This window comes from Sporosarcina sp. FSL K6-3457 (assembly GCF_038007285.1).
Classification (GTDB): Bacteria; Bacillota; Bacilli; order Bacillales_A; family Planococcaceae; genus Sporosarcina.
The window spans coordinates 2,313,969-2,340,374 of sequence record NZ_JBBOWX010000001.1 but is presented as its reverse complement, the minus strand read 5'-3'; the positions used below and the strand labels follow the sequence as shown (position 1 = coordinate 2,340,374).

Sequence of the window (26,406 nt, the reverse complement as noted above, 5' to 3'; positions counted from 1 at the left end):
AGATAGTTCGATTAGTAAAGAAAGCTTGCGCCTATAATAATCAAGAGGATGAAAAGTACCACGATCAATGCAAATGAATTACCTTCGCCTGCGCCTCCATAACATTCGCGTCCCATATTGTACACCGCCTTTCTTTACGGACATCTGTGTAGCATATGCATTGACCCATAGCGCGGATTGGGGAAAATGCCGTCATCCATCTTTTTTTGAAAATATTTTGATTGTGGTAAGTAAATGAATAGTCGAAGTGGCCTATCATGGTATAATGGTCACAACAATACGCAACCAAGACGCTTCCCATACGTCTTAATTGGGGAGATCATATTTTGGAGGAATCAATCAAATGGTAGAACATTATGAAGGACCTATACCTAAAAGAAGAAGAAAGAAAAAACTTCGGCTCGGTCGGGTCATTTTTACAATAGCAACATTATGCTTTATTGCAGCTGGACTCTATTCTTTTGTTCAGTATAATGCAGGGAAATCGCTTGCAAAAGATAATGGCATCAATCCTGGGGGATTTAAAGGAGATGCTGTAGATCCTAAGTATACTTCTATCGAAAATTACTTACTGTTGGGTACCGATGATGATGGCAGTGGCAGATCGCGAACAGATACGATGATGGTATTGTCTTGGGACAAGAATGAGGGCACAATGCGTGTCATTTCATTCATGCGAGATATTTACGCTGATATACCAGGCTATAAATCATACAAGTTGAATACGGCTTACTATCTTGAAGGGGTACAAACCGTAAAAGATACGATTACAGGCATGTTTGGGATTCCTATTCATCATTATGCGATTGTTGATTTTAAAAATTTTGAGTCGATTGTCGATATTGCCTTTCCAGGTGGTGTAGAAATTGACGTTAAAAAAGAAATGTCTGAAAAAATTGGTGTTACGCTGATGCCAGGGAAAAAATCACTGAATGGGAAAGAATTACTTGGTTATGCACGTTTCCGCGCAGATGCAGAAGGCGATTTTGGACGTGTTAAACGGCAACAAGAAGTTATTGCTGCGATGAAAGATGAAGTCATGAAACTGGGCATGCTGGTGAATGCACCGAAGCTGGCAGGTGCTTTATCAGGATACATTAACACGGATCTTACCACGAAAGATGAAATTTCACGTGCACTCTCTATTTTGATGACAAAAGGAGTAGATGTGGAAACGATGACTGTTCCTGTGGAAGGTTCGTATTCATTCAAGTCCTATGCGCATGCTGGCTCTGTTATCGAGTTGGATATCGCGAAAAATAAAGAAGCCATCGCAGAATTTATCAATATGCAGTTAGATTAACTTGAATTAGCGAAGTTGGGCTACAACAACTAATACAATGGCGCAACTGATTATAGACGAAAGTAGGGGATGTCAATGGGACTTAGTGACAACCAGCAATCCACCACAGATTCAGTCGGTAACAAGACGAATGGTGCAACACCAAATGTGATTCGCTTTCTGGGAGGACGAAGTACGTTGTTCGTCCTCGTATCAATCTTATTAATTGGTTTAATCATTCTGCTTTTCGATCGGATTTCATTCATATTTTATCCGATTACCGTCTTTTTCTCGACGGTTGTACTGCCAGTCGTTCTAGCGACGATTGCTTATTATTTACTTAGACCGTTATTGCGGTTACTTGAAAAAATGCGAATTCCGCGTATCTGGGGAATTCTCATTCTGTTAATTGGAGCAATCGGAGTACTTACTGCGTTAGTTTTTCTTGTACTGCCTTTTCTAAAAGATCAATTACATAATCTTGTGGAAGAATTTCCAACTTATTTTAGTCAATTATTATTGAAGATTGACACGTTTTTACGGTCATCTATTTTCGCATCTTATTATAAAGGGCTTGATATTAATATCAATACACTTTTGGAAACCGGGTCAGGGGATCTTGGCAAGTTTTTTACAGATGCAATCGGTGGAATTGCGAGTGGTGTAACTTCGTTTATTTCAGCTTTTACAGGGTTTATCCTAGCCATTGTTACAGTGCCGTTTATCCTGTTTTATCTGTTAAAAGATGGTGAGAAATTACCTCGTTTCTTTGTGAAGATGCTACCACCGCGCATGCGCAAGGATGTTACACTGATTCTTCGTGATGCAGATCATCAAATTAGTTCGTACATACAAGGGCAGATTTTGGTTGCGATTTGTATTGGCATCATGGTGTCGATTGGCTTCTTCATTATTGGAATGGAATATGCGCTACTCCTTGGTGTACTAGCCATGTTCACAAGTGTCGTTCCGTACCTCGGACCGCTGATTGCCATTACCCCAGCTGTTATTATTGCGATTGTGACGTCCCCGATTATGTTGGTTAAGCTAGCAGCGGTTTGGACGATTGTTCAACTCGTTGAAGGAAAATTCATTTCGCCACAAATTATGGGGAAATCGCTCCAAATTCACCCGATTACCATTATTTTTGTGTTACTAACAGCGGGATCCTTGTTCGGCGTCGCTGGCGTAGTCCTAGGGATTCCGGGATATGCATTATTAAAAGTTGTCGTCACTCATTTATTTAAATTGTTTAAATTGCGGTATAATAGATACGTAGCAACTGAAAATATGCAGTATGAAATGGTAGAGGATCAGGAAGTGGGGGAATGACGTATGGTAAAGCAATTTTTGTCGACTATTGAATATGAGGAAATGACAGTAAATACAAATGTAGATGGTCCGAATATTGCGTTTGGTGAAACGCTGTCCGGTACAGTTTATATTGAAGGAGAAGCAAGTGAAGAGCTTGTCGATTATATCGATATTACTTTGTTAAAAAGGTCGGCAGTGGATGAAGACATTATCGCAAAGCAGTCGATTGAAATGATGAGTGATATGAAATCGAAGGAAACGTGGATGATTCCTTTTGAAATGGTGCCTGATGAGCGTTGGGAAATGGAAGATGAAGAACGAACACTGATTTTACGAACGACAGTTTATTTGAAAAATGGGGTTCATATTCGAGATGAAGATGAAATTACATATGAGTAAACCACAGCGTGCCTACATCTAGTAGGTTCGCTTTTTTTCGGATGAAGGGCTGGATAATGGACTAGTAAGGGTACTTGACATGTCACCTTTTGGTGTCCTATAATAAATGGGACAGCAAAAGGTGTCCTATTATGAAGTTTAATCAGTGATATTACAGGAAATAATAATGAAAAGGTGGGGGGGATTTTGAACGATCAAAGTCAAGAGAGGGATGTTTATGCCGCTGTCGCTGATCCAACTAGGCGAAAAATCCTCCATATATTGACAGAAGTTGATGAGTTGCCTCTACATGAGATTACTGTCCACTTTCAAATGGGCCGTACAGCTGTATCTAAACATTTGGCTATTCTGAAAGAGGCTAATCTTGTAACTGCTCGAAAGGTCGGTAGGGAAACAAGGTATCGGCTAAATGCCGCTCCGTTACAAGAAATTCAAGATTGGGTATCTTTTTATGAAGGATTTTGGAAAGAAAGAATTGCTAAATTACATCTATTATTGGAGGAAGAAAAATGAAACCAGATGTGTCATTAGATTATCAATTTACAAGTTCAATCGAACAAGTGTGGAATGCTTTAACAGATTCGGATATGCTAGCGAAATGGATATGGGCGAATGATTTTAAACCAGTCGTCGGGCATACATTTCAGTTTCGGGCAGAGCCTTCTGAATGGTGGGACGGAATTGTAGATTGTGAAGTGCTTGAAGTAGACGAACACCGTCTATTGTCTTACACTTGGCTAAGTGCAGGGGAAAGTACTACCGTTACATGGACGCTGAAAGAAGAGTCAGACGGGACTGTTCACCTCCATTTCGATCAAAGTGGATTTAGTGAGGAAACAAAAGCTCAACCTGGAGCTATAGAAGGAGCTACACACGCTTGGACGAGTATGGGCGCCCAGCTCGAAAAAGTGTTAGCAGGACTGCAAAACTGATATCTTCATCTTCTATGATTTCAACAATCGGACGCTTTCCGGAATAGGGAAAGCGTCATTTTCAATTATTAATGTGGCAAACATGGCTATACTGCATGTAGAGAATGGAAAGGGGTTCACTATGAATATCAATCAATTAATCGCGAACAATATTAACCAATTAGATGCAGCACTACCAGTAGATCAATCGCTAGGAATTGCCGGATTGTCAGGATCCGGTAAAACGACTTTTTGTCAAACGATTGGTGAAGAGTCCAAGAAGCGCCTCGTTTCCTTATTGCCAAAGGCCGAATATCAGTATTTATTTCCTGCTATTATGGAAACTAATTTCAGTGCTATCAAGATGAGGGAAATGCCTTTAGTCCTTTTTCTTGGAAAGTCAGCCATATCTTCTAATCCACGTTCAACAATTGGCACCCATACGGGCGTTTTTAAAGAGATTCGCGTGCGGCTTGCCGAAAAATTTAACCTTTCTCCAGAAACTTTTTCTTTTAATAATGAATTAGGCTGGTGTCCAGCTTGTAAAGGGCGAGGAACGACTAAAAACGTCGAATGTAAAAAGTGTGAGGGCAAGCGCTATAATCCAGAAGTTGAACAATATACGCTAGAATTATTGGGCCAATCCCATAGTATTTCCGCCATCAACAACTTAAGTATTGAAACGATTCTTTCGCTAAAAGAAGAACTACATATCAGTGAAGCGAAACAACATATTCTTCAAAATATCATCAATATGAACATTGGTTACTTAACCGTCAATCGCATTATGGGTACATTGTCAGGTGGAGAATTAACAAGACTATACTTGGCTGAATTCATGGCAACTAGTGAAAGTACTGTCATTATTATTGATGAAATCTCCGTAGGTCTTGATCATGAAACCCTATTGAAAATTTTAGAGCAAATTAAAAAATTGGGCTATAAAAATCAAATTTGGCTCATTGACCATTCAGACACAGTACTCGACGCGACAGATGAACAATTGTTCTTTGGACCTGGTAGTGGGAAATACGGTGGGCAAATTGTTGAAGAATCCCCACGTCCTAAACCAATCCCTTCAGAACGAAATCAGGTAATGCCAACAGATTATTATCAATTTCATGATCTTTCCTGCCGTAATATTCAAATCACCGATATTCAGATTCCTAAAAATAGACTTGTCACTTTTACGGGTGAATCTGGCTGCGGTAAATCTACACTTGTCAACGAGTGCATGGCCAAAGATTTTTTAAGTCGATATCCTAAAGACAAACTAGTTATGGTCGGGCAAAATCGAAACCAATCAATTACGAGTCGGTCAACAGTTGCAACGTTTCTTGATATTAAAAGGAAACTCACAAAATATAGTGAAGAGATTGATGATATTTTTCAGCGCTCGATTGAAGATATTATTGATGAGCTGCCAATTGAAGATATTGCCCATAAACGTTTGAGCTTGTTAATCAAACTTGGACTTGGTTATTTGACGTTGGAAAGAAAAACACAGTCTCTATCGACGGGTGAATTTCAATGTGTCCATCTAGTGTCTGAGCTGTTTGCCAACTCAAGAAACCCACATACGCTTTTTATTTTCGACGAGCCTTCAAAAGGGTTGTCACAAAATATTTTAAATCAATTCATTGATAGCGTCAGAGGTATTTTGCAGGATGAATCTGTTTCAATCATCATGATTGAACATAATGCGTATATGATGGAAAATGCTGATTTTATCGTTGATTTTGGGAAAAGACAGCTTGCGCCTGTGGAGCACCTAGATGTTGTCAGTCATGAAGATTATTATCGTCAGCAAAACAATACGGATCGATTGGCTCCATTACAAATCACTTCAACACTCCATCAAAAAACTGGCGTTAACTACTTAAAAGAAAATCAGATTAGCTATTTTAAAAATGCAGAAAATATCTATAAGGGCGGCATTTTAAAAAGCTTATCCTCAATGGCTCGGTTGATTTATGGTGAATACGAATCTGATACCATTGCACCCGTCATCGCCATTGATTTGGAACGGCACTTGTATAGTCAATATAGCTTTCTCTACGAAATGGGTGGAGTGATCAACCATATTGTAGCGGCGCATCCGACCAATAAGAATACGAATAGCTTCGATTTTTATCGTCAAGACAACCATTGTCCATCCTGCTCGGGTCGCGGAGTGATTGAGAAATTTGATATAGATATTGTCATTCAGGACAAAAACGTACCATTCTGGGACGGTCTATTGCATCCAGACGTGATGGAGGTTTTAAAATACTACCAATATCCAAAATTGCAATTCCTCTTTGATGAGATTAACAATGAGCTTGGTCAGGACATCAGTAAAAGTTACAATGATATGACGGATGCAGAAAAACATACCTTTTTATATGGGTATTGGGAAAAATCGTTCTATGATAAAGAAGGTAAGGCACGGAGGACTTGGGAAGGCTTTAATCTCATCATTGGGCGTTATATATTTGTATCGAAATCGATCATTAAAGAGCAAATGAAAGAATCGAAAGAAATGATTAGCTGTCCAGTGTGTCAAGGGACTGTGCTCAATCATCATAAAAAGCTATTATTTGGCGATACGGATATTCGTGCCATTATTCAGCAGCCACTCGATCAAGTGATAAAAACTGTTGGGAATTTACAGGTACTCGAAAAACTACAGGCGATTGTCGGCGGTGAGATGACTTTGACGGAAGACGTCTCTTTGTTGCCGAGAGAAACACAGGTCGCTCTAAAAATGTTTGAGCTGGAGCAAGGAAGCTTTGCCCATTATGAAATGGTTTTACAAAATGCCTTGCCATTCTGGGACAGTATTAGCAGCAATATCGAATCCATCAGCATGAATAATCAAATTACCATCTGTGATTTTGACAATATTACGGAAACGCGAGAATCGATTATTGATAAGTATTTTACCAATGGAAAATACAAAAAATTGACGTATGTCTATGAAGCCTTAGGTTACAAAAAAATTGTTACCCAAATTAATAAAATTAAAAAAAGTCATCCGTGCCCATTTTGTAAAGGGAAGAAAGTCATTACAGAAGATAATCTCCATGATGGCGTCTTTAAATTGACGATCCCGTGTGTGAGTTGTGATGCAAGTGGCATCGATGATGAAGGGCGTAAGGAGATTGTTGAGGGAATAAACGTACAAACATGGCTAGCTGGCACAGTAAGTGATGCTGTTACTGACAGCTTGCATCTTGAGCCTGTTGCAGATCTGCTCATATTCAAACGTATTCGTGAGTTGAATAAACAAGAAATGATGGCAGTTTACCAATTCCTTGAGCAAAATAAGTAATTGTGATTGATTGGAACAAGTGATATTTTAGTGAAGAGCTAGCGGACAATGATGATAACGGCGTAAAGCTGTCATTATTATTGTCTGTTTTTTGTAGCACTAGCAATGTCTCACAACGATGTATGACGTAACAAACTTGCACAGTACGATTATTATGTCCCATATTTGATATTCGCAGTTAATATTGAGTTAACATAGTTCTACTAAAATGAGCGTATGCAAAAATCTTGAGATTGCCAAGCGAGGAAAGTGGGTGGGAAGTATGGTGAAATTATTGATTGTCGATGATGATCCACATATGCGAGAATTAGTTGGACTTTTTTTTCGTCCAGAGGGCTTTGAAATTGTAGAAGCATGTGACGGTGTGGAAGCTTTGGTAGCCTTAGAATCATTTAAGACGGATATCGTCATATTGGATATTATGATGCCTAATATGGACGGCTGGGAGCTATGTCAAGAAATTCGTAAGCAGTATGATATTCCTTTGCTGATGCTGACAGCAAAAGGAGACACGACACAGAAGGTGAAGGGGTTTGAACTCGGAACGGATGATTATCTTGTCAAGCCCTTTGAGCCTGCTGAGCTGGTGGCACGGGTGAAGGCGTTACTGAAACGGTATCGAATTGCGATTTCACAAACCGTTCAGGTCGGTCAATTGCTGATGAATCGTAAGACATTTGAAGTGTCCTTAAGGAATCAAAGTATAGAGCTACCGCTAAAAGAATTTGAAGTGTTGTTTAAATTAGCTAGTTATCCAGGTAAAACCTTTTCACGAGAGCAACTCATTGAAGATATATGGGGCTATGATTACGAGGGCACGGACCGAACGATTGATGTTCATATAAATCGTTTGCGCGAGCGCTTTCCTGCTCCGTCAAGTTGCTTTTCAATTCGTACAATTCGTGGGTTAGGCTACCGCCTTGAGGTGGATGAATGAAAAAAGGACTACGTATTGGGACAATGATTGTTGTCATTATCACCTTTTGGTCATTAGCATATACCGGGACTTCGTTATTCTATAAGCAATTCGAGCTGCAAACAAGTGATTTTTCTAAGGGGTTACTGACTTTATTCGTCATGATTTTTTTGTTTCTCGTTTCGATGTGGACATTTTCGAAATGTGCCCCGCAAAGACGTAACGATTTTTTCGCAGCTATCATCGAGGCTATGAAGAGTATTTCAAAAGGTAATTATACAATCCAAATTGCCAATCAATTTGAACATAATAAAAATCATCCATTTGCCAAAATTGTAGAGGGCATTAACGAGATGGCTGTTGAGCTGAACCAGATAGAAGAGATGCGTCAGGAATTCATCTCAAATGTATCGCATGAGATTCAATCACCTCTTGCTTCCATCAATGGTTTTGCCAATGTGTTAAAGCAGAATCATTTAACAGTAGAGGAGCGGGAGCATTATTTAGGAATTATTGAGACAGAAAGCTTACGCTTAGCGAATCTAAGTGATAACTTATTGAAGCTAACGTCCATTGAGTCTCAGCATCATCCATTTGAGCCTGTTCCCTATCGATTGGATAAACAGCTTCGTACAATCATTTTGTCCTGCGAACCGCAGTGGCTTGCGAAATCACTGGAATTGGATATTGCGTTAGCTGAAGTAGAAGTTACCGCTGATCAAGAGCTAATGAGTCAAGTGTGGATTAATCTTATTAGCAATAGCATCAAGTTTACGCCTAATGGAGGAACACTTAAAATTGTCCTTTATGAGTATGGTAAAGATGCGATTGTAGAAATCACAGATAGTGGAATGGGGATTGCTGAGGAACATCAGGCCCATCTCTTTGAACGATTTTATAAGGTGGATGCATCGCGCAATCGTAAACTGGGTGGTAGTGGGCTCGGCTTGTCCATTACAAAGAAAATCATCGATATGCATGAAGGCTCCATTCATGTCCAAAGCGCATTGAATGAGGGCACTACGTTTACGGTGATATTGCAAGAGAAATTATAGAAGAAGGAGCATCTAGGGAATGATCAAATTATTAAAGAACTTATCTGTCTATAAATGGATTGTTGTCGCAATCCTCGGGCTTGTTTTTGTTCAATCCCTATCCGATTTATTTTTGCCGACGCTGATGGCGGATATTATCGATAAAGGGGTTGTCGTTGGAAATATTCCGTACATTTGGAAAATTGGCGGCATCATGCTGTTAGTGGCAGCGCTCGGTGCAGCCGCATCTGTTACTGCCAGTTACTATTCATCCCAAGCCGCAATGGGCCTTGGGCGTGATATTCGCCGTAAAGTGTTTAAACATGTAGAAAGTTTTTCACTACAAGATTTTGATGAAATTGGCACGGCTTCATTGATTACTAGAACAACAAATGATATTACTCAAGTGCAGCAAGTGGTCATTATGATGCTTCGTATGGTCGTTAGTGCGCCAATTATGTTTGTTGGTGGCTTAATTATGGCAGTATCAAAGGATGCAAAATTATCGTTAATTATTGTTGCGACGATGCCTGTTTTAATCGCATCTGTGCTTTTTATCCTTTATAAAGGGGTGCCTCTTTTCCAACAGGTGCAAGAGCGATTGGATCGATTGAATTTGGTGTTACGTGAAAACTTAACAGGGATCCGTGTCATCCGTGCGTTTAATCGCGAGAAACAGGAGCAAGTCCGTCTGCAAAAAGCGAATAAAGACTTGACCGATGTATCCATCAAGGTCAATAAGATTATGGCGATTTTAATGCCGGTTATGATGCTTGTGATGAACTTGACGGTTGTGGGTATTATTTGGTTTGGTGGAATCCGCATTGATAATGGCGGCATGCAAATCGGGGATTTAATGGCCTTTATTCAATACGTTATGCAAATTATGTTCGCACTGGTCATGGCATCGATGATGTTTGTGATGATTCCACGAGCGGCTGTGTCTGCAAATCGTATTAATGAGGTGCTCGCGATGCAACCGACCTTTTTGGATGAAGGCAAACAAAAATCAGACAAAGTACCTGGCACACTTGAATTTGATAATGTGTCATTCAGCTATCCAGGGGCCGAAGAATCAGCTTTGTCAGCAATTAGCTTTGCGGCGAAGTCAGGTCAAGTGACGGCGATTATTGGTGGAACTGGAGCTGGAAAAACGACGCTTATTAACTTGATTCCCCGTTTTTATGAGGTAACTTCCGGAACCATTCGTGTCAATGGCGTGGATATCCGTGATTCGTCGCAAGAGGAAGTGCGGTCGAAAATTGGTTTTGTGCCACAAAAAGCGTTGTTATTTTCGGGAACGATTGCTGAAAATATTCGTTTTGGTAAACAAGATGCTACACAAGATGAAATTGAACATGCGGCTCGTATCGCACAAGCCGAGAATTTTATCACCCAGATGAAAGACGGTTATGAGTCTGTTATTTCACAAGGTGGCTCAAATGTCTCAGGGGGCCAAAAACAACGGCTATCCATTGCGCGGGCATTGATTCGTAAACCTGACCTCTACATTTTCGATGATAGTTTTTCTGCTCTTGATTATAAAACAGATGCGAAATTACGGTCTGCGCTGAAGGATGAAACGAAAGAAGCAACTGTCGTCATCGTCGCCCAGCGTGTCAGCACGGTCGTCGATGCCGATCAAATCATCGTTTTGGATAATGGTGAGATTGCGGGTATCGGTACACATAAAGAACTGCTGGAAGCGAATCACGTATATCGTGAAATCGTTGAATCACAGCTCTCAGAGGAGGAAACTGCATGAGTGAGCATAAAAAATCGAACCCTCAAGGCGGCGCTCAAATGGGACCTGGTAGCGGGGGTAATATGATGATGACCGGACAAAAGGCTAAGGACTTTAAAGGGACATTACGACGCCTGATTCGCTATTTAAAACCACGTCAAAATCAATTAATTGCAGTACTCGTCGCAGCTATTTTGAGTACGGTGTTTTCCATTGTTGGCCCTAAAATAATGGGGGATGCCATTACAGAATTATTTGAAGGGGCGTATGGCAAGTTTAATGAGGTGCCTGGAGCGGCAATAGATTTTTACGCCATTGGAAACTTACTGCTATTATTAGGTGGGCTCTATGTAATTAGTAGTTTGTTTAGCTATATTCAGCAATATATTATGTCGAGTGTGGCACAGAAAACAGTCTATGATTTGCGAGAGGACGTCAACGGTAAGTTGAAGAAGCTGCCGCTGAAATATTATGATGGACGCCCTGTCGGTGAAACATTAAGTCGAGTAACTAATGATATCGATACAATTGGTAGCACCTTGCAACAGAGTTTGACGCAATTTATCACGTCCATTGTGACGATTGTCGGGATTCTGGCGATGATGTTGTTCATTAGTCCGATTCTTACATTGATTGCACTTATCAGTCTACCTTTGTCGATGTTTGGCATTCGACCGATTTTGAAACGGTCACAAAAACATTTTGCTGATCAGCAACGGACACTCGGTGAATTGAATGGTCATATTGAAGAAATGTATACAGGTCATCAAGTTGTCAAAGCGTTTGGCCATGAGCAAAAATCCATAGCAGAATTTGATGAAGTCAATGAACAACTATACGATGCGGGGCGTAAAGCCCAATTCATCTCGGGTATTATTATGCCGATGATGTCTTTGATTGGTAACTTGAGCTATGTTGTCATCTGTGTTGTTGGGGGTATCTTGGTGACGCAACGTGCCATTTCCATCGGGGATATTCAAGCGTTTATTACGTATACACGCCAATTTTCGCAGCCGATTATGCAAACAGCGAATATTGCCAATGTCATTCAGTCCACCGTTGCGGCAGCAGAACGTGTCTTTGAGCTGCTCGATGAGGTCGAGGAAATCACAGAAGTAACGACAGTGACGTTGTCACGTGCAAAAGGTGCCGTAGCATTTGAACACGTTGACTTTGGCTATGGAGAAGACTTGCTTATTCAAGATATGAATCTTGATGTTGCTCCAGGTCAAACGGTCGCTATCGTCGGACCTACGGGTGCTGGGAAAACGACTTTGATTAATTTATTAATGCGTTTTTACGAATTAAATAGCGGTAAAATCACCATTGATGGGCTCGATACACGCAGTATGTCGCGTGAAGACCTACGAAAGACGTTTGGTATGGTTCTGCAAGATACATGGCTCTTCAATGGCACGATTAAAGACAATATTGCGTTCGGAAAAGAGGGTGCAACGGACGATGAGATTTTCGCTGCATCAAAAATGGCTCATGCTGATCACTTTATCCGTACATTGCCAGAAGGTTATGACACTGTTTTAAACGAAGAAGCATCTAATATTTCACAAGGCCAAAAGCAGCTCATCACGATTGCGCGTGCGGTTCTCGCAAATCCTGCAATCATGATTTTGGATGAAGCGACGTCAAGTGTCGATACACGGACGGAATTACTGATCCAACAGGCTATGAACCGTCTGATGGAAGGGCGAACGAGCTTTGTCATTGCTCACCGTCTATCTACGATTCGTGACGCAGATCTGATTATTGTTATGGATCAGGGGACAGTCATTGAACAGGGCACACATGATGAGTTACTTGAGGACAATGGCTTTTATGCTGAACTGTATAATAGTCAATTTTCAGAGGACACAGCAGTATAAAGTGCACAAACCCCATCTACGAGCGTTTTTTCTCGGATGGGGTTTTGTTTTACTGTAGTAGCAAAGTCCTTATTCGCCAATAAATAGGTCGTGAACGCCAATAAATAATCTTCATCCGCTAATAAACGACTGATGAACGCCAATAACTATACTTGAACCGCCAATAAATTTACATTAATATGATGTTGTTTATTAAAGGGTAACTAAGTCGTTGTTCTAATGTACTTGCGTAAGTTTGATCTGACGTGCATACTATTTTAGTAGATAACTTTAACTATAGGAGCTTGTTATAAAATGAAAACAACTGTACCATCAGTAACAAAAATGACACCTGCACATGATCCATGGGAGGCGTACTTAGATGTACAACAGCATGGCAAACTGACGTTGTCGAGCATTGAGTTTACAACGACATATTTATGTAATATGCGCTGTGAGCATTGTGCAGTCGGCTATATGTTGGAGCATAAAGATCCGGACGCTTTGCCGATTGACTTGCTAATTGGGCGTTTAGAAGAGATTCCACATTTACGGACCATCAGTATTACGGGCGGTGAGCCGATGTTTTCCAAAAAATCGGTAGAACAATATGTCTTACCACTATTGAAATATGCTCATGAACACGGTATCCGCACGCAAATGAACTCCAACTTGACGATGCCACTCGATCGTTATATGGCCATCGCCCCGTATTTGGATGTCCTTCATATTTCACATAATTGGGGCACGGTCGATGATTTCATCGATGGCGGCTTCGCCAATATGGAACGAAAACCACCGCGTGAGCGCCGTGCTGAGCAGTTCCAGCGTATGATTGACAATAGCCGAGCATTGGCTGAAGCAGGCGTTATGGTGTCAGCAGAAACGATGTTGAATAAACGGACGCTGCCGCATCTCGAACATATCCATCGACAAATCATCGAGGAAATGAAATGTGCACGTCACGAGGTGCACCCGATGTATCCAAGTGATTTTGCTTCACAGCTTGAAGTGCTGTCATTGGATGAAACACGAAAAGCCATCCATCAGCTGTTAGATACACGTGATGAAGACGTCTGGATGCTATTCGGCACACTGCCATTTTATCCATGCAGTGATAACGAAGATGATTTGGCGTTGTTGCAACGAATTTACAACAGCAAAAACGTCTCGGTGCGTAATGACCCTGATGGTCGCTCACGTTTGAACGTTAATATTTTTACTGGTGATGTCATTGTTACAGATTTCGGTGATACACCACCAATGGGTAATATTCAAACCGATTCATTGCCGCAAATGCTTGATCGTTGGTTGGAACGTCCGTTAGCGAAAACGCTTGGCTGTCACTGTCCAGCAGTGAACTGCCTAGGACCGAATTTGTTAGTAAAAGAGGCGTATTATCCAGAGATGGATTTTACGAAGAGGGAAGCAGCTATTTCACGTTAATTTAAACTTAAGACGACACGACTATGAGCAATTGAACGTTCATGGTTGTGTCGTTTTTAATTTGTAGGACTTGCTTGAATTTTGTGTGAATTGATGGAAAACTCTCATTATAAGTGTATACTATTATTTATCAAAATCTAAAAGAAAGAGGTAAGCCGATGCAATTAGTATGTGAATCTACTAGATTTAATGATTATTTGCTGGAATTAAAAGAAGTTGATTTTAAAAATCCAATCATTCAACAAAAAACAAATGATTTATTCACTCCATCTCAAACCGAAATTGAAAAAGTGAAAATTGCTTTCGAATTTGTTCGTGATGAAATTGCACATTCTTGGGATATCCAAAGCAAACGAGTGACGTGCAAGGCTTCTGATGTCCTCACCTACAAAGAAGGAATTTGCTATGCAAAGTCGAATTTATTGGCGGCTCTATTGCGTTCACTGGGGATACCCACTGGTTTTTGCTATCAACGATTGATGTTATTTGATACACCTGAAAAAGGGTATTCGATTCATGCGTTAAATGCTGTTTATCTTAAAACGTTGCACAAATGGATTCGACTAGACGCCAGGGGAAACAAAAAAGGTGTCGATGCTCAATTTTCAATTGATGAAGAAAGACTGGCTTTTTCTATTCAAGAGGAATTTGATGAGAAGGACTATCCATTTATTTATATGAAACCACATCCTGAAACAATTAAGATTTTGGAGAAACATAGGGACGCATTGAAGATGTATAAATATCATTTGCCACAATCCATATAATCAAGAGCATTTCAATTCAAACAGTAGAAACCTCATCTTGTGGTATATTAAGGGTAATCAATAGCAATACTTGCACATATACGTACCTTAAAGGATGTGATGTGTTTGTGTGAAAATGAGGAGGAGAAGGATATGGCTACTAAAGCGTTAGATACAAATTTCACTTTAAACGAATCAGAAGCTATCGAGATACTTAGAGCTCCGAGAAGAACGATTAAAGAATCTACTATCTTCAATGACCTCAAGTTGTCACGAGAAGAAAAAGTGAAACATGCCTCGAAGATCCTTAATTCACGTAAGTAGATGGAGATTATTAGTATAAGTTTACAATTAGAGGCTGACAAATCAGAAGGGAGAAATTTTCAATCCTATCTCTCTTCTTTTGTTTGTGAAATAAATATTGATGTAGAAAACTATTTACATAAAAGCTATTGAGAGTGAAAAAAGAGGTTCTACTCGAACAGTTTTAGTGGTAGACGAGGGACAGAATAACGACATTATTGGATATTTCACGTTAGTCTAAACTTAAAACGACACTACTATGAGCGTCAATTGCTCATAGTAGTGTCGTTTTTCTTTAATTAAATAAAACATTTAGATTTTTGTGGTAAAGTATTGACAAGTACAATGACTGGAAGAAGTACACGATCAAATAGTAGCAAGGGGTGAGTGAAATTAGTCAATATTTATTAGTAAATCAACATAAAATCGAGATTCTTCAAAAAGGAGAAACTGGAACACCAATTATTATCCTTACTGGAATGGGTTGTTCGTTCGATGAATGGCACGATATATCAGAGTTATTAAGTAAATCGAATAGAGTAGTGATGTTTCATAGACCTGGACTTGGTAATAGTGAAATTCGTAATGATGTACGTAATACACAGGCAGTTGTCAATGAGATAAGTGAGATGATATCACTACTTAAAATGGCCGAACCTGTAATATTGGTTGGGCATTCATATGGTGGTTTATGTGCACAGCATTTCGTAAAAGCCCATCCTGAAAAGGTTGCAGGGATGGTGTTAGTTGATTCAACTTCTGTTGATTTAAAGGTCTTAGATGAGCTGGATTTGCCTATGTTGAATGAAGATTCAACTGATGACATCTGGATAGAAAAGTGTCATTTGTATTCATTAATGAAAAAGGAAGAACTGAGAGAGGTAATAAGCCCTACTTTAACCCAAAAACAAGAACGACTCCCTTTTGACTTACAGCAACGCTTAATTGCTTTTCAGGTAAATCCCAATTTATATAAAGCCATGTATTCAGAAATTAGCAATTGGAAGAAGGATGCAGAAATCATCAAGCGATTAGGGGAATTCCCTGATATCCCTTTAATTGTTCTTGGCCGAGATAAAGAGCATTCCATTAAGATGGGAATTGAGGAAGGATTACCAGAATGGGAGTTGCGGTTATTTGAAGAAAAGTGGCAAGAGCTTATCATGAATCAAGCTAGGCTTACTCAAAATAGTAAATTGATTGTAGTTCAAGAAGCAGGTCATTCAATACATATGGATAAACCTGATATTATTGTTGAATCAATAACCGAGATTGTTAAGGGAATAAAATATTGAAAATGGAATTGAAGTCGCATCCAAAACAATTCGTGTTTTAAAGGAACTTATGAACGGATTGGAGATGTATAAAACTCATTTGCCGCAATCATTATAGTTGTGAGGTGCTGGAAGGAGGTCATTAAATGAAATTAGGCTTGAACAATAATGAAGAAAAAACCCATTACATTCATCTGGTAGAACACGAGAAAGAGCTATGGAAAAACCTGCTTTTTTATAGAGATTATTTAAATGCGAATGAACATGCGCGGCAAGCCTATACCAATTTGAAACAAGATTATTTGAGAATACATTCGACTGGGATAACCGAGTATACGGACCATAAAGAGGCATTCGTGAAAAATATCTTCAAGAAAAGAATACATGATTTAAAATAGGGAAATGGTGCGGGGGAGTGTTTATATGGAAATTAACTTTAACAATTTTTTTAAGGAAGAATTAACAATTAATGATATACAAGTAGCTATGGAAATAGGTGAAGTAACATCAAAAGAGTTGGTCATGTATTACCTCTTTAGAATAGCAAAGTATGACCAAGACGGTCCGAAAATAAATTCTATTCTTGAAATAAATCCTGACGCAATATTCATTGCTGAAGCATTAGATTATGAAAGAAAAACAAAGGGTGTTAGAGGTCCTTTACACGGTATTCCTATTGTTCTTAAAGATAGTATTGAAACGAAAGATTCAATGCATACAAGTGCAGGAACACTTGCATTAGAGAATCATATTAGCAGTCATGATGCATTCCTTGTTGAAAAGCTCCGTAACGCGGGTGCAGTAATCTTAGGTAAGGCTAATATGACCGAACTAGCGAATGGGATGTCAAATACAATGTGGGCAGGCTATAGCTCCAGAGGTGGACAAGTATTAAATCCATATGGCGATGCTGACCTTTTTGTCGGGGGATCCAGTTCAGGTTCAGCTGTGGCAGTTGCTACAAATTTTACAGTATTGGCTGTTGGCACTGAAACTGATGCTTCTATTCTAAGTCCAGCGGTAACAAATTCTGTGGTAGGTATAAAACCAACTGTTGGATTGATTAGCCGTACTGGTATAATTCCTTTCACGTATTCTCAAGACACGGCAGGACCAATGGCAAGAACGGTTACGGACGCGGCTATTTTATTAGGTGCTTTGGCTGGTGTCGATGAACTTGACGCTGCAACCCATAAAAGTGAAGGAAGGTCACAGCAGGATTATTCAATTTACTTGGATTCTTTTGGTTTAAAGGGTGCTAAAATTGGTGTATTTAAAAATGCTTCTAAAGAATTTTATGCATCTGAGGAATACGAAGACGAATCATTTAAGAATGCCATTCAAACCTTAAATGAAGAAGGAGCTAAAGTCATTGAGGATATCGAAATTCCTTCTTTTCATAGAGAGTGGAAAAGAGTGGTATTAAAATCTGAGATGAAACATAGTTTGGAAAACTATCTTTCTAAGCTCCCATCGAATTTGCCTGTACACTCTATAGCTGAATTGATTGAGTTTAATAAGAATAATGCAGATAGAGCATTGAAATATGGGCAAAATAAGTTGGAGGAAATGGTTGGATTACCCAACACGCTTAGAAATCCAGAATATTTGAATGCAAAGCTAGATGATTTATATTTTTCTCAAATGGGTATTGATTCTGCTTTGAAAAAGTATGATGTAGACGCTATTCTTTTTCCTTCATATGTAGGTTCGACAATCTGTGCTAAAGCTGGATATCCATCCATAGCTCTACCTGCTGGATACAAGGAAAGTGGAAGACCATTTGGTATAACTTTTGCAGGTACTGCTTTTAGTGAAGGTATATTAATTAAACTTGCATATGCTTTTGAACAAGCTACAAAACATCGGAAAGCACCTAACTTGACATACCATAAAAGTTGAATTTGACTCAAAATTAATGAGGAGATATAAATAAGTGATTGCTTGTTGAACTGACGGTGGATTAATGCGGAAAGTATTGCAATCTTTTCTTGTTAACTGCGCATCACGAGGTACTATCCTATACACCTAAGTGATTTTGCTTCGTATCCGTCGCCCAACCGTTCGCATTATAACTCTATTGTCTCTTCTTAGCCCACTGCTAGAAGGAATTAAGCAACGAGTTCACTGAATTCTAGTGCAACTCGTTTTTTATCGTGAAAAATAAAATGAACGATTCGTCGTGTTGAACAGTCTAATAGGTAACAGGGGGTGATGGGATGGAATTAGCGAAACGGGCCATTGCGGGTGATGAACGGGCGTTAGTGGAGCTATTGGCGCGACATGAGGACACGCTCTATCGTACGGCCTATGCTTACTTGAAAAATGAGCATGATGCTATTGAAGCTACACAAGAGCTGACTTATCGGGCTTTGAAAAAGATTCATACCGTCAAAGAACCAGCATACATAGGGACATGGCTTGTCCGAATGATGATTAATATTTGTTTAGATATGAAAAAGAAGCAACAGAGATTTGTCTACAACTATGATGTAGATATAGCATCGACGGATCAGCAACCATTCGAAATGGCTGATATAATCGCCAGTTTGCCGATTGAGCAACAGGAACTGATTTACTTGAAATATTTTCAGGATATGAAGAACGGGGACATTGCACAGCTGAAACAAATTCCCGAAGGTACCGTGAAATCAAGGCTGCACACAACGTTAAAAAGATTACGTGTACTCATAGAAAAGGAGGAACTGTAAATGGCTAACTTGAACGAGCAGGATTGGCAGAAGCTTACCGAGGAATTAGAAAAAATTGAAATCCCTAAAGAAGCCTTACACGCAGCACGTACAAAGGCTATGCAGCGACATCGGCTTGCAAGAAAGAGAAAGCGCCGTTTGTATGCAGTCGCCAGTGTAGCCGCTATTGTACTGTTGCTATTTGTGACATCAGTTCGTGTATCTCCCGTATTTGCACAGGCAGTTGCTAAAATTCCAGGATTTTCTTCTATCGTGAATATGTTTGCTTATGATAAAGGAATTAGTGACATTGTCGAAAATGACTACCACGAAGAACTCGGAATTGTAGTAACACAAGGCGGTTATACCTTGACTTTACAGAGCGTGGCAGCCGATGATTCAGGAATGACTATATTCTATAATATTGAATTCCCCTTTAAACTTTCCGCTGTGTCTATCGGATCTTTAGAGGTGTCTCAACAAGGTATTCCGTGGGGTGTCGCAAGTTCCTACATTAGCTCTTTAGTGGGTGGAACGGCTTTTCGTGCAGACAAAGTTGATATTATTTCTGCCGATGAATTATCGTATGACAATATGTCATTTGAATTTAATTTGCATTTGAATGATGCAGCAGAGACAAAGTTCGTCGTGCCATTCACACTCACCAAGCACATTAAACAGCCCAAAGTATATGAAGTGAACCAATCTGTTGTCGTAGATGGTCAAACCATTAGCATTAAACAATTGAAAATTTCACCTTTACGGGCCGATATTTTGCTAACTGCTGACGAACAAAACACGATGAAATTACTAAAATTTAGATGGGTCAGGTTAATTGATGAAAATGGTGAAGATTGGGGTCAAATAAGAGATGTTGAGGAGGGATTCGGCATATGGCGTGACAGTGAAGTAAGCATACGTATGCATAGTAATTATTTTAGGCAACCGAAAAAACTAACATTAGTGATGGAGGGAATTGAAGCACTTCCAAAAGGCTCTGATTATATTGAGGTCGATTTTGAGCAACAGAAAGTGCTGTATGTACCGAGTGAACTGGATATCGAAGTTCAAGTGCCATCGAGTAATACAATGGAAGTAACTTACCCAATGGCTGTAGAGAGTCAACTATTCGGAGGAATAGTGAACCGTGAAGGCGATGATCTCAGTGGAAGCATAAATTCAATAAATTTTAGCAGAGAAAATAGTTATAAAAAAGCCATCTATACCTTCAATTTTGATAATGAAGTAAATCCACTTCGATTCAATATCAATAGCTATCCGTTATATTTGGAAGGTAAGGCAGAAATTAATATTCCGTTGGGCGATGAATAGTATGTACCACATCATGCGCCTGGCAGTTTTTATCATATGAGGGGGGCTGGATTTAGACTTCAATCACTCTTAATGGTAATGAGTCGTGTATATTCCAATTGTGAATGGGAATCCTTTATGTATCAAAGTAGCTATTGGAGGATTTACAATGACCCATCAAAATCGAAAAAATGGAAAGTTGCCTCAGGACCCACAGTCCTATTGGAGGACAGCTATTGAATTTCCTGAGTTTCCAAGTTTAGAAGAGGATTTACAGGTTGACGTCGTTATTGTAGGCGCAGGTATTACCGGAATTACATCCGCTTATCTATTAGTGAATGAAGGATTAAAGGTCGCCATAATTGAAGCGGGTAAAGTGTTGAACGGTACGACAGGACACACGACAGCAAAAATCACCGCACAGCATGACTTAATCTATGATGAATTCATTCATAATATCGGAAGAAATCATGCACGTTTATATTATGAGGCAAATAGTCAAGCACTGGACTTTATTAAAAATACGGTGGAACAGCATCAAATTGATTGTGAGTTTAGTATGCAAGATGCGTACATATATGCCACGACTGAAAAATACGCACGCAAAATCGAAAAAGAGGCGGAAGCTTATGAAACACTTGGGATTGAAGGGGGACTAGTAGACAGTATCCCATTCGATATTGCCATCCAAAATGCACTTGTCATGAAAAATCAAGCGCAATTTCATCCGACTAAATATTTAGTTCATTTAATCGAACATATTACGAAAAAGGGTGGATTGATTTTTGAGAATACTACTGCCGTGAATATTGAGACTGGGGAGCAGCCAGTTGTTCTGACTCGTGAGGAACACCGAATTACTGCCAAGTATGTCCTAGCTTGTTCTCACTTTCCATTTTACGAGGGATTTGGGCTTTATTCTACAAGAATGTATGCGGATCGTTCGTATGCTTTAGCTGTCAAGACTAAGAAGAAATACCCAGGCGGGATTTATATTAGCGCAGATGAGCCAACACGTTCTCTTCGTTCTGTCACGATAGATGGGGAGGAAGTCGTGCTAATTGTCGGTGAAAATCACAAGACAGGTCAAGGCATAGATACGATGGAGCATTACAAAGCGTTGGAGGCTTTCGGTGAAGAGATTTTTGGACTGGATGACATTATCTATCGTTGGTCAGCCCAGGATCTTACTACGTTGGATAAATTGCCTTACATTGGGGAACTAACCTCGGGGCAACCGAATATACTCATTGCAACAGGCTTTCGAAAATGGGGAATGTCCAATGGGACTGCGGCTGCGCTACTGTTTCGGGATATGATTGTAGGAAAAGAAAATGCCTTTCAAAAATTGTATACACCATCGCGTTTTTATGCACATCCGAGTTTGAAAAACTTTCTAGTCGAGAATGCAAATGTTGTTGGCCAATTAATTAAAGGAAAGCTAGATTCACCAAAAACAGTGCCCGAGGATTTGGCTAACGGGGAAGGTGCTGTTATTACGTTGGATGGACATCGAAAAGGTGCTTATAAGGATGATACAGGTGAATTGCACATCGTTGATACTACATGTACGCATATTGGATGCGAGGTGGAATGGAACAGTGGGGATCGAACCTGGGATTGTCCGTGTCACGGCTCGAGATTTTCGTTTACAGGGGAAGTGATGGAAGGGCCGGCAGAAAAACCTTTACAGAAATATGACTATAAAATGATGGACAATCTGACATCAGAAGACTCTGGTTATTAATAGCCAGGTAAATTCCATATGACTAATTAGAAACACCATCGCCAGGAACAAACTGTGCAATGGTGTTTTTCAATAGATTATAGCCTATCCAACATCAGTAAAAAAGGGTAAGATGAAAAATAAGAGAGAAAAGGGTGATATTGTTTTTTTAACAAAACGATAGAAATGAGGAATGAGATGACAAGCTCTTTCATCATGTTTTCAGTAGCCCATATCGCAGTCATCGTTGTGCTGTGCCTGGCAATAGTAGTACTATTTATTGGTAGAAAAAAAGGGCCAGTACAACTGAAATATGAACGTCTTTTTGCATTGTCTTTATTGGCAATGGAAGTTCTGTATCATCTTTGGATGATGGCAACCGATAGATGGACGCTTGCGAGCTCATTACCATTAGAATTATGCAGCATAAGTTTACTCGTCACCATTGTTCTTCTATGGACGGGGAATAAGCATCTTATCGATTTTGTCTTTTTTGCGGGCATTGGAGGTGCTATTCAAGCAATGGCAACTCCAGTATTAGATCTTGGCTTTCCTCATTTCAGGTATTTTCACTTCTTCTATACGCATATCGGTATTATATTAACAGCACTGTATTTCACTTGGATGAAAGGCTACAGGCCGACTTTTAAAGGCGTTGTGAAGACGATGATTGCTTTAAATCTACTATTGCCACTCTTATTTGCAGTTAATCACTTGTTTCAAGGGAATTATATGTTTTTACGAGAGAAACCGTATAATGGCAGTTTGCTAGATTTTTTGGGACCTTATCCGTGGTATATCTTGTCACTTGAAGTTGTTGCGTTTATCATGTTTACGAGTCTATGGCTGGTATTTAGGAAATGGCGAACTACGTCTGAAGGCTGAGAGACAATCACTTCTCAGGTCCATTTTTTTGAAGTAGAATTATGTTTATACTAAACGTAAGCAGTGGAAGGGTGTAAATAGATGATAGATTATACAGCAAAGGTAGAAGATGAATTGATTTTTTGGAAGCAGAAAATGACTAGACGTTCGGGTCCCATTGGTCGTGCTTCTAAGAAAGCGCAAGGAAAAGTAAATGGTTTGATTCCAGAAAAGGTTCATAACGTTATAACCGAGAGCATAAAAAACATGGTGAAGGCAACGCTCGTCGGATCGAATATGACGACGAAGAAGCAGCAAGCAACGGATTTAAGTTTGTTTGAACGTGATGAGCTTTTCAAAGAAAAATTGACGAATTTTCGTAAAACAGCTGTCATTGAGGGAGCTGGAACAGGAGCGGGTGGAATCATGCTTGGATTGGCTGATTTCCCCTTGCTATTGTCCATTAAGATGAAGTTTCTATTTGAAGCGGCGGCAGTTTATGGCTTTGATACTAATGAATACGAGGAACGCCTCTTCATCCTGCATATTTTCCATCTTGCTTTTTCAAGTGAAGAAACACGAAAAGAAACATTACCAATTATTGAAGACTGGGAACAACAGAAGCATTTGATTGCTGATATGGATTGGCAGGACTTTCAGCAGGAGTACCGGGATCACATTGATTTGGTGAAAATGTTTCAATTAATACCAGGGTTCGGAGCAATCGTTGGCGCGTTTGCTAATTATAATCTACTCGACCAATTGGGTGAAGCAGCGATGAACTCGTATCGACTTCGTCTATTAAATGAAAGGCGGGATAGCATTGATGATTTTCAAAAATAAGCTGTTCGTTGCATTAGTACTTATATTAATCGTTGCAGGAGGTGTTTCGTTCCTGTTTAAACAGGGGAATGTCTTTGAGAAAAGTACTAATAAAAAAGTAATTGATGATCTTTCGTTTACAAGTATTGCAATATTAACCGACAATGCAGCTGTGGAAATTGTACCGACGACGGATTCGGTAGCGACCGTTGAGTATACAGGTAAAACGAAAAAAAATAAGAAATTTATTTTCGAAGCAGATGTAAAAGGAGACACACTTTCAATCCAGTTTAAGGAGAAACGCAAAAGTTTTATTCAATTCGGATTTTCCTCACTAGACTTAACGTTAACGGTGCAGCTTCCTGAAAAACAATATGAACGATTGCAGGTTGAAACGGATAATGGACGAATCATAGCAGATCAGCTACAAGCACAAGACATTAAGTTGGAAACAGACAATGGCAGGATTGAATTAAAGCATGTAGATGCCACGACTGTCGATGTAAAAACAGATAATGGGAAAATAATTCTCGAAAATGTTGAGGGGAAGATTAAGGCGAAGACTGACAATGGGCAAGTTTCCCTTATTACAAACAATTTAGATCAATCCATCGACTTAGAAACTGATAACGGTAGAATTGAGATTCAAACAGAAAAAGAGCCAACAAATGCGGTCATCGATGCGAAAACGGATAATGGCCGGGTTGAAATATTTGGGCAGGAAAATAAGCATGTAACATTTGGTAAAGGTGAGAATTTAATTAAATTAAGAACGGACAATGGAAGAATTACTGTAACGAAATGATAGCTAACAGGCTATCATTTCGTTTTTTCTTTGTCTGTTAGCAGTAATTGATAGTCTTCTGGCGTATCAACATCAAAGACAAGACGTTGATCAGTACATGGCAGTACATGTCCTTTTTGAAGAAAATCTCCTTGCAAGAGTGTTTTTGCTCCTGTATCTCCATCTAAGGTAAGGAGTTCAGCGTACATGGAAGATGACAGTAAAACGGGTGGTATAATGGTTTGTTCAATGGTTGTCGCGATGAACTTGCATGTCGGATTGCTTTTCATACAAACAATCATTTCTTCGAGCATTTGAACGGTAATGAAAGGTTGGTCTGCCAACATGACGAGGGCGGCGTCCATATGATTAGTTTGCGCTTGTCTAATGCCCCATTTCAATGATTCGGATTGACCCTCATTGGCGCTTGGACACGGCATGATTATGCACTTGTTGTGCAATTTCATATCGGCAGGGATCCATTCTACCTCATCCATTTCTCTTGTAATGACATAGATTGCCGCGAGCGAGGATTTCAAAGCTGTTTCGAGTGCCAAGCTTCCAACTGTCATGGTCCCAATCGGTAACTTCAACTTGTGGCTGCCCATTCGGCTACTATTGCCGGCAGCGAGATAAATACCTGCGATTTTCACATCATTTTCCTCCGTCTCACAGCAATCAATTCGGCCACCACGCTAACAGCGATTTCTTCAGGTCCATCTGCTCCAATCGACAGCCCGATCGGGGAATGAATCCATTCGGGAATTTCCCCCCCTACTAACCGTTGCGTTCTTTTTTTCGACCCCAAAATACCTAGGTATAATAGCGGGGTATGACGAATGTGTTGAATAATGTTCATATCACGTTGAAAGTCATGTGTCACGATAATTATTGAATCGAGCGGGCTGAATCGAATCGCTTCAACCAATTTTCCTACATCACCGATTTGAAATGATAGTGCTGTTGGAAAATAGATTTCATTGCACAGCGATTGGCGCCAATCTAGCACGTGGACTGCATATCCGACGTTTTGAGCTAGACGAGCAAGTGGCCGTGTATCAGCGCCAGCACCAATGATATAAAGGGATGGGTCAGGCCATATGAATTGGACATAAACGTTTTTGTCACGAATGATTTGTTGTTCTGCCTGATGCTGAAAAGGAATTGTGGTATCCATTTTAACTGGCATGTCATCTTTCCAGTTGCCATATGGATGACCATTCTGTGTAATTCCACCATAGTCGTTAAACATATTCATAGATTGGACGAATAAAATAGGCTCTTTAGCTAGTAATTTTTGATGCGTTAACCTCAGATATCGCTTGAAATCTTGATCAATATCTCTTATTAACACTGTAACAATCCCATTACATCCCGCGCCGCGCCCCCAACCAAGGTCATCTTCTGCACTTAAATCATACTGAACAACTTCTACTGTTCCTGTTTCAAACAAGTCCCGTGCATGGCTTTGCAAATCATTTTCAAGGCAACCGCCACTAATAACGCCTACTTGTGTCTCATCCTGTTGAAATAACATCCACGAACCTTCTTTTCGATAGGCAGAACCTTCAACATTGACAATCATCGCAAGAACAACAGGCTGGTTAGCATGTAAGATGATGTCAATCATTTTCGAGATAGACTGCAAATACTTCACCTCATTTCATG

Annotated in this window: 24 protein-coding genes and 1 pseudogene; 22 read left to right on the top strand and 3 right to left on the bottom strand. The window is 39.8% G+C overall.

Annotated features, from left to right (window positions below; translation table 11 throughout):
* Window positions 1-11: 11 nt before the first annotated feature.
* Entirely contained in the window at window positions 12-116 is a 105-nt protein-coding gene (locus N1I80_RS11115; protein WP_340737934.1) for a YjcZ family sporulation protein, read from the bottom strand.
* A 227-nt stretch (window positions 117-343) separates the two neighbouring features.
* Between N1I80_RS11115 and N1I80_RS11110 the strand changes: the two genes are divergently transcribed.
* From N1I80_RS11110 to N1I80_RS11005, 22 genes and pseudogenes are all read left to right on the top strand, one after another.
* Window positions 344-1,303, top strand: coding sequence for an LCP family protein (locus tag N1I80_RS11110; RefSeq protein ID WP_340737933.1), 960 nt, complete (start codon window positions 344-346; stop codon window positions 1,301-1,303).
* Between the two features lie 75 nt (window positions 1,304-1,378).
* Entirely contained in the window at window positions 1,379-2,614 is a 1,236-nt protein-coding gene (locus N1I80_RS11105) for an AI-2E family transporter (RefSeq protein WP_340737932.1), read from the top strand.
* 3 nt (window positions 2,615-2,617) lie between these two features.
* A complete protein-coding gene (locus N1I80_RS11100; protein ID WP_340737931.1) occupies window positions 2,618-2,995 on the top strand; it encodes a sporulation protein in 378 nt (125 codons plus the stop codon).
* A gap of 186 nt (window positions 2,996-3,181) precedes the next feature.
* The gene (locus N1I80_RS11095; protein ID WP_340737930.1) at window positions 3,182-3,508 is read left to right on the top strand and encodes an ArsR/SmtB family transcription factor; all 327 of its coding nucleotides are present in this window, start codon (window positions 3,182-3,184) and stop codon (window positions 3,506-3,508) included.
* Window positions 3,505-3,927, top strand: a complete 423-nt coding sequence (locus tag N1I80_RS11090; protein ID WP_340737929.1) for an SRPBCC family protein — start codon at window positions 3,505-3,507, stop codon at window positions 3,925-3,927. The genes N1I80_RS11095 and N1I80_RS11090 overlap by 4 nt, the downstream gene beginning before the upstream one ends.
* Before the next feature lie 121 nt (window positions 3,928-4,048).
* On the top strand, window positions 4,049-7,219 hold the full coding sequence (locus tag N1I80_RS11085) for an ATP-binding cassette domain-containing protein (RefSeq protein ID WP_340737928.1): 3,171 nt from the start codon (window positions 4,049-4,051) through the stop codon (window positions 7,217-7,219).
* A 262-nt stretch (window positions 7,220-7,481) separates the two neighbouring features.
* A complete protein-coding gene (locus N1I80_RS11080) occupies window positions 7,482-8,156 on the top strand; it encodes a response regulator transcription factor (RefSeq protein WP_340737927.1) in 675 nt (224 codons plus the stop codon).
* The gene (locus N1I80_RS11075; RefSeq protein ID WP_340737926.1) at window positions 8,153-9,190 is read left to right on the top strand and encodes a sensor histidine kinase; all 1,038 of its coding nucleotides are present in this window, start codon (window positions 8,153-8,155) and stop codon (window positions 9,188-9,190) included. Before N1I80_RS11080 ends, N1I80_RS11075 begins: the two co-directional genes overlap by 4 nt.
* Window positions 9,191-9,209: 19 nt before the next feature.
* Window positions 9,210-10,934: an ABC transporter ATP-binding protein gene (locus N1I80_RS11070; RefSeq protein WP_340737925.1), complete on the top strand. Its 1,725-nt coding sequence runs from the start codon at window positions 9,210-9,212 to the stop codon at window positions 10,932-10,934.
* Window positions 10,931-12,793: an ABC transporter ATP-binding protein gene (locus N1I80_RS11065; RefSeq protein ID WP_340737924.1), complete on the top strand. Its 1,863-nt coding sequence runs from the start codon at window positions 10,931-10,933 to the stop codon at window positions 12,791-12,793. Before N1I80_RS11070 ends, N1I80_RS11065 begins: the two co-directional genes overlap by 4 nt.
* A 294-nt stretch (window positions 12,794-13,087) precedes the next feature.
* Window positions 13,088-14,218, top strand: coding sequence for a radical SAM/CxCxxxxC motif protein YfkAB (gene yfkAB / locus N1I80_RS11060; protein ID WP_340737923.1), 1,131 nt, complete (start codon window positions 13,088-13,090; stop codon window positions 14,216-14,218).
* A 158-nt stretch (window positions 14,219-14,376) separates the two neighbouring features.
* Window positions 14,377-14,985, top strand: coding sequence for a transglutaminase-like domain-containing protein (locus N1I80_RS11055; RefSeq protein ID WP_340737922.1), 609 nt, complete (start codon window positions 14,377-14,379; stop codon window positions 14,983-14,985).
* 132 nt (window positions 14,986-15,117) lie between these two features.
* Window positions 15,118-15,288 (top strand): hypothetical protein, encoded by a 171-nt coding sequence (locus tag N1I80_RS11050; RefSeq protein WP_340737921.1) that lies wholly within the window; start codon window positions 15,118-15,120, stop codon window positions 15,286-15,288.
* Between the two features lie 362 nt (window positions 15,289-15,650).
* On the top strand, window positions 15,651-16,562 hold the full coding sequence (locus N1I80_RS11045) for an alpha/beta fold hydrolase (RefSeq protein ID WP_340737920.1): 912 nt from the start codon (window positions 15,651-15,653) through the stop codon (window positions 16,560-16,562).
* Between the two features lie 149 nt (window positions 16,563-16,711).
* Window positions 16,712-16,939: pseudogene (locus N1I80_RS11040) on the top strand (GrpB family protein); the annotation flags it as partial.
* A gap of 25 nt (window positions 16,940-16,964) precedes the next feature.
* A complete protein-coding gene (locus tag N1I80_RS11035) occupies window positions 16,965-18,443 on the top strand; it encodes an amidase family protein (protein ID WP_340737919.1) in 1,479 nt (492 codons plus the stop codon).
* Between the two features lie 317 nt (window positions 18,444-18,760).
* Window positions 18,761-19,252 (top strand): sigma-70 family RNA polymerase sigma factor, encoded by a 492-nt coding sequence (locus N1I80_RS11030; RefSeq protein WP_340737918.1) that lies wholly within the window; start codon window positions 18,761-18,763, stop codon window positions 19,250-19,252.
* Entirely contained in the window at window positions 19,253-20,563 is a 1,311-nt protein-coding gene (locus N1I80_RS11025) for a DUF4179 domain-containing protein (protein ID WP_340737917.1), read from the top strand.
* 148 nt (window positions 20,564-20,711) lie between these two features.
* The gene (locus N1I80_RS11020) at window positions 20,712-22,289 is read left to right on the top strand and encodes an FAD-dependent oxidoreductase (RefSeq protein WP_340737916.1); all 1,578 of its coding nucleotides are present in this window, start codon (window positions 20,712-20,714) and stop codon (window positions 22,287-22,289) included.
* Between the two features lie 177 nt (window positions 22,290-22,466).
* Window positions 22,467-23,153, top strand: a complete 687-nt coding sequence (locus N1I80_RS11015) for a YwaF family protein (RefSeq protein WP_340737915.1) — start codon at window positions 22,467-22,469, stop codon at window positions 23,151-23,153.
* Window positions 23,154-23,234: 81 nt separating this feature from the next.
* On the top strand, window positions 23,235-23,975 hold the full coding sequence (locus N1I80_RS11010) for an EcsC family protein (protein ID WP_340737914.1): 741 nt from the start codon (window positions 23,235-23,237) through the stop codon (window positions 23,973-23,975).
* A complete protein-coding gene (locus N1I80_RS11005; protein WP_340740030.1) occupies window positions 23,959-24,759 on the top strand; it encodes a DUF4097 family beta strand repeat-containing protein in 801 nt (266 codons plus the stop codon). Before N1I80_RS11010 ends, N1I80_RS11005 begins: the two co-directional genes overlap by 17 nt.
* Before the next feature lie 14 nt (window positions 24,760-24,773).
* Here N1I80_RS11005 and N1I80_RS11000 read toward each other — a convergent pair whose 3' ends face one another.
* Both N1I80_RS11000 and N1I80_RS10995 read right to left on the bottom strand, forming a co-directional pair.
* Window positions 24,774-25,391, bottom strand: a complete 618-nt coding sequence (locus N1I80_RS11000; RefSeq protein WP_340737913.1) for a nucleotidyltransferase family protein — start codon at window positions 25,389-25,391, stop codon at window positions 24,774-24,776.
* Window positions 25,388-26,386: an XdhC family protein gene (locus N1I80_RS10995; RefSeq protein WP_340737912.1), complete on the bottom strand. Its 999-nt coding sequence runs from the start codon at window positions 26,384-26,386 to the stop codon at window positions 25,388-25,390. Before N1I80_RS10995 ends, N1I80_RS11000 begins: the two co-directional genes overlap by 4 nt.
* Window positions 26,387-26,406 lie beyond the last annotated feature (20 nt).

Bases quoted from the DNA above. Each gene is read 5' to 3' on its own strand.
- N1I80_RS11115 (WP_340737934.1), bottom strand. From the start codon at position 116: ATGGGACGCGAATGTTATGGAGGCGCAGGCGAAGGTAATTCATTTGCA.
- N1I80_RS11110 (WP_340737933.1), top strand. From the start codon at position 344: ATGGTAGAACATTATGAAGGACCTATACCTAAAAGAAGAAGAAAGAAA.
- N1I80_RS11105 (WP_340737932.1), top strand. From the start codon at position 1,379: ATGGGACTTAGTGACAACCAGCAATCCACCACAGATTCAGTCGGTAAC.
- N1I80_RS11100 (WP_340737931.1), top strand. From the start codon at position 2,618: ATGGTAAAGCAATTTTTGTCGACTATTGAATATGAGGAAATGACAGTA.
- N1I80_RS11090 (WP_340737929.1), top strand. From the start codon at position 3,505: ATGAAACCAGATGTGTCATTAGATTATCAATTTACAAGTTCAATCGAA.
- N1I80_RS11085 (WP_340737928.1), top strand. From the start codon at position 4,049: ATGAATATCAATCAATTAATCGCGAACAATATTAACCAATTAGATGCA.
- N1I80_RS11080 (WP_340737927.1), top strand. From the start codon at position 7,482: ATGGTGAAATTATTGATTGTCGATGATGATCCACATATGCGAGAATTA.
- N1I80_RS11075 (WP_340737926.1), top strand. From the start codon at position 8,153: ATGAAAAAAGGACTACGTATTGGGACAATGATTGTTGTCATTATCACC.
- N1I80_RS11070 (WP_340737925.1), top strand. From the start codon at position 9,210: ATGATCAAATTATTAAAGAACTTATCTGTCTATAAATGGATTGTTGTC.
- N1I80_RS11065 (WP_340737924.1), top strand. From the start codon at position 10,931: ATGAGTGAGCATAAAAAATCGAACCCTCAAGGCGGCGCTCAAATGGGA.
- yfkAB (WP_340737923.1), top strand. From the start codon at position 13,088: ATGAAAACAACTGTACCATCAGTAACAAAAATGACACCTGCACATGAT.
- N1I80_RS11055 (WP_340737922.1), top strand. From the start codon at position 14,377: ATGCAATTAGTATGTGAATCTACTAGATTTAATGATTATTTGCTGGAA.
- N1I80_RS11050 (WP_340737921.1), top strand. From the start codon at position 15,118: ATGGCTACTAAAGCGTTAGATACAAATTTCACTTTAAACGAATCAGAA.
- N1I80_RS11035 (WP_340737919.1), top strand. From the start codon at position 16,965: ATGGAAATTAACTTTAACAATTTTTTTAAGGAAGAATTAACAATTAAT.
- N1I80_RS11030 (WP_340737918.1), top strand. From the start codon at position 18,761: ATGGAATTAGCGAAACGGGCCATTGCGGGTGATGAACGGGCGTTAGTG.
- N1I80_RS11025 (WP_340737917.1), top strand. From the start codon at position 19,253: ATGGCTAACTTGAACGAGCAGGATTGGCAGAAGCTTACCGAGGAATTA.
- N1I80_RS11020 (WP_340737916.1), top strand. From the start codon at position 20,712: ATGACCCATCAAAATCGAAAAAATGGAAAGTTGCCTCAGGACCCACAG.
- N1I80_RS11015 (WP_340737915.1), top strand. From the start codon at position 22,467: ATGACAAGCTCTTTCATCATGTTTTCAGTAGCCCATATCGCAGTCATC.
- N1I80_RS11010 (WP_340737914.1), top strand. From the start codon at position 23,235: ATGATAGATTATACAGCAAAGGTAGAAGATGAATTGATTTTTTGGAAG.
- N1I80_RS11005 (WP_340740030.1), top strand. From the start codon at position 23,959: ATGATTTTCAAAAATAAGCTGTTCGTTGCATTAGTACTTATATTAATC.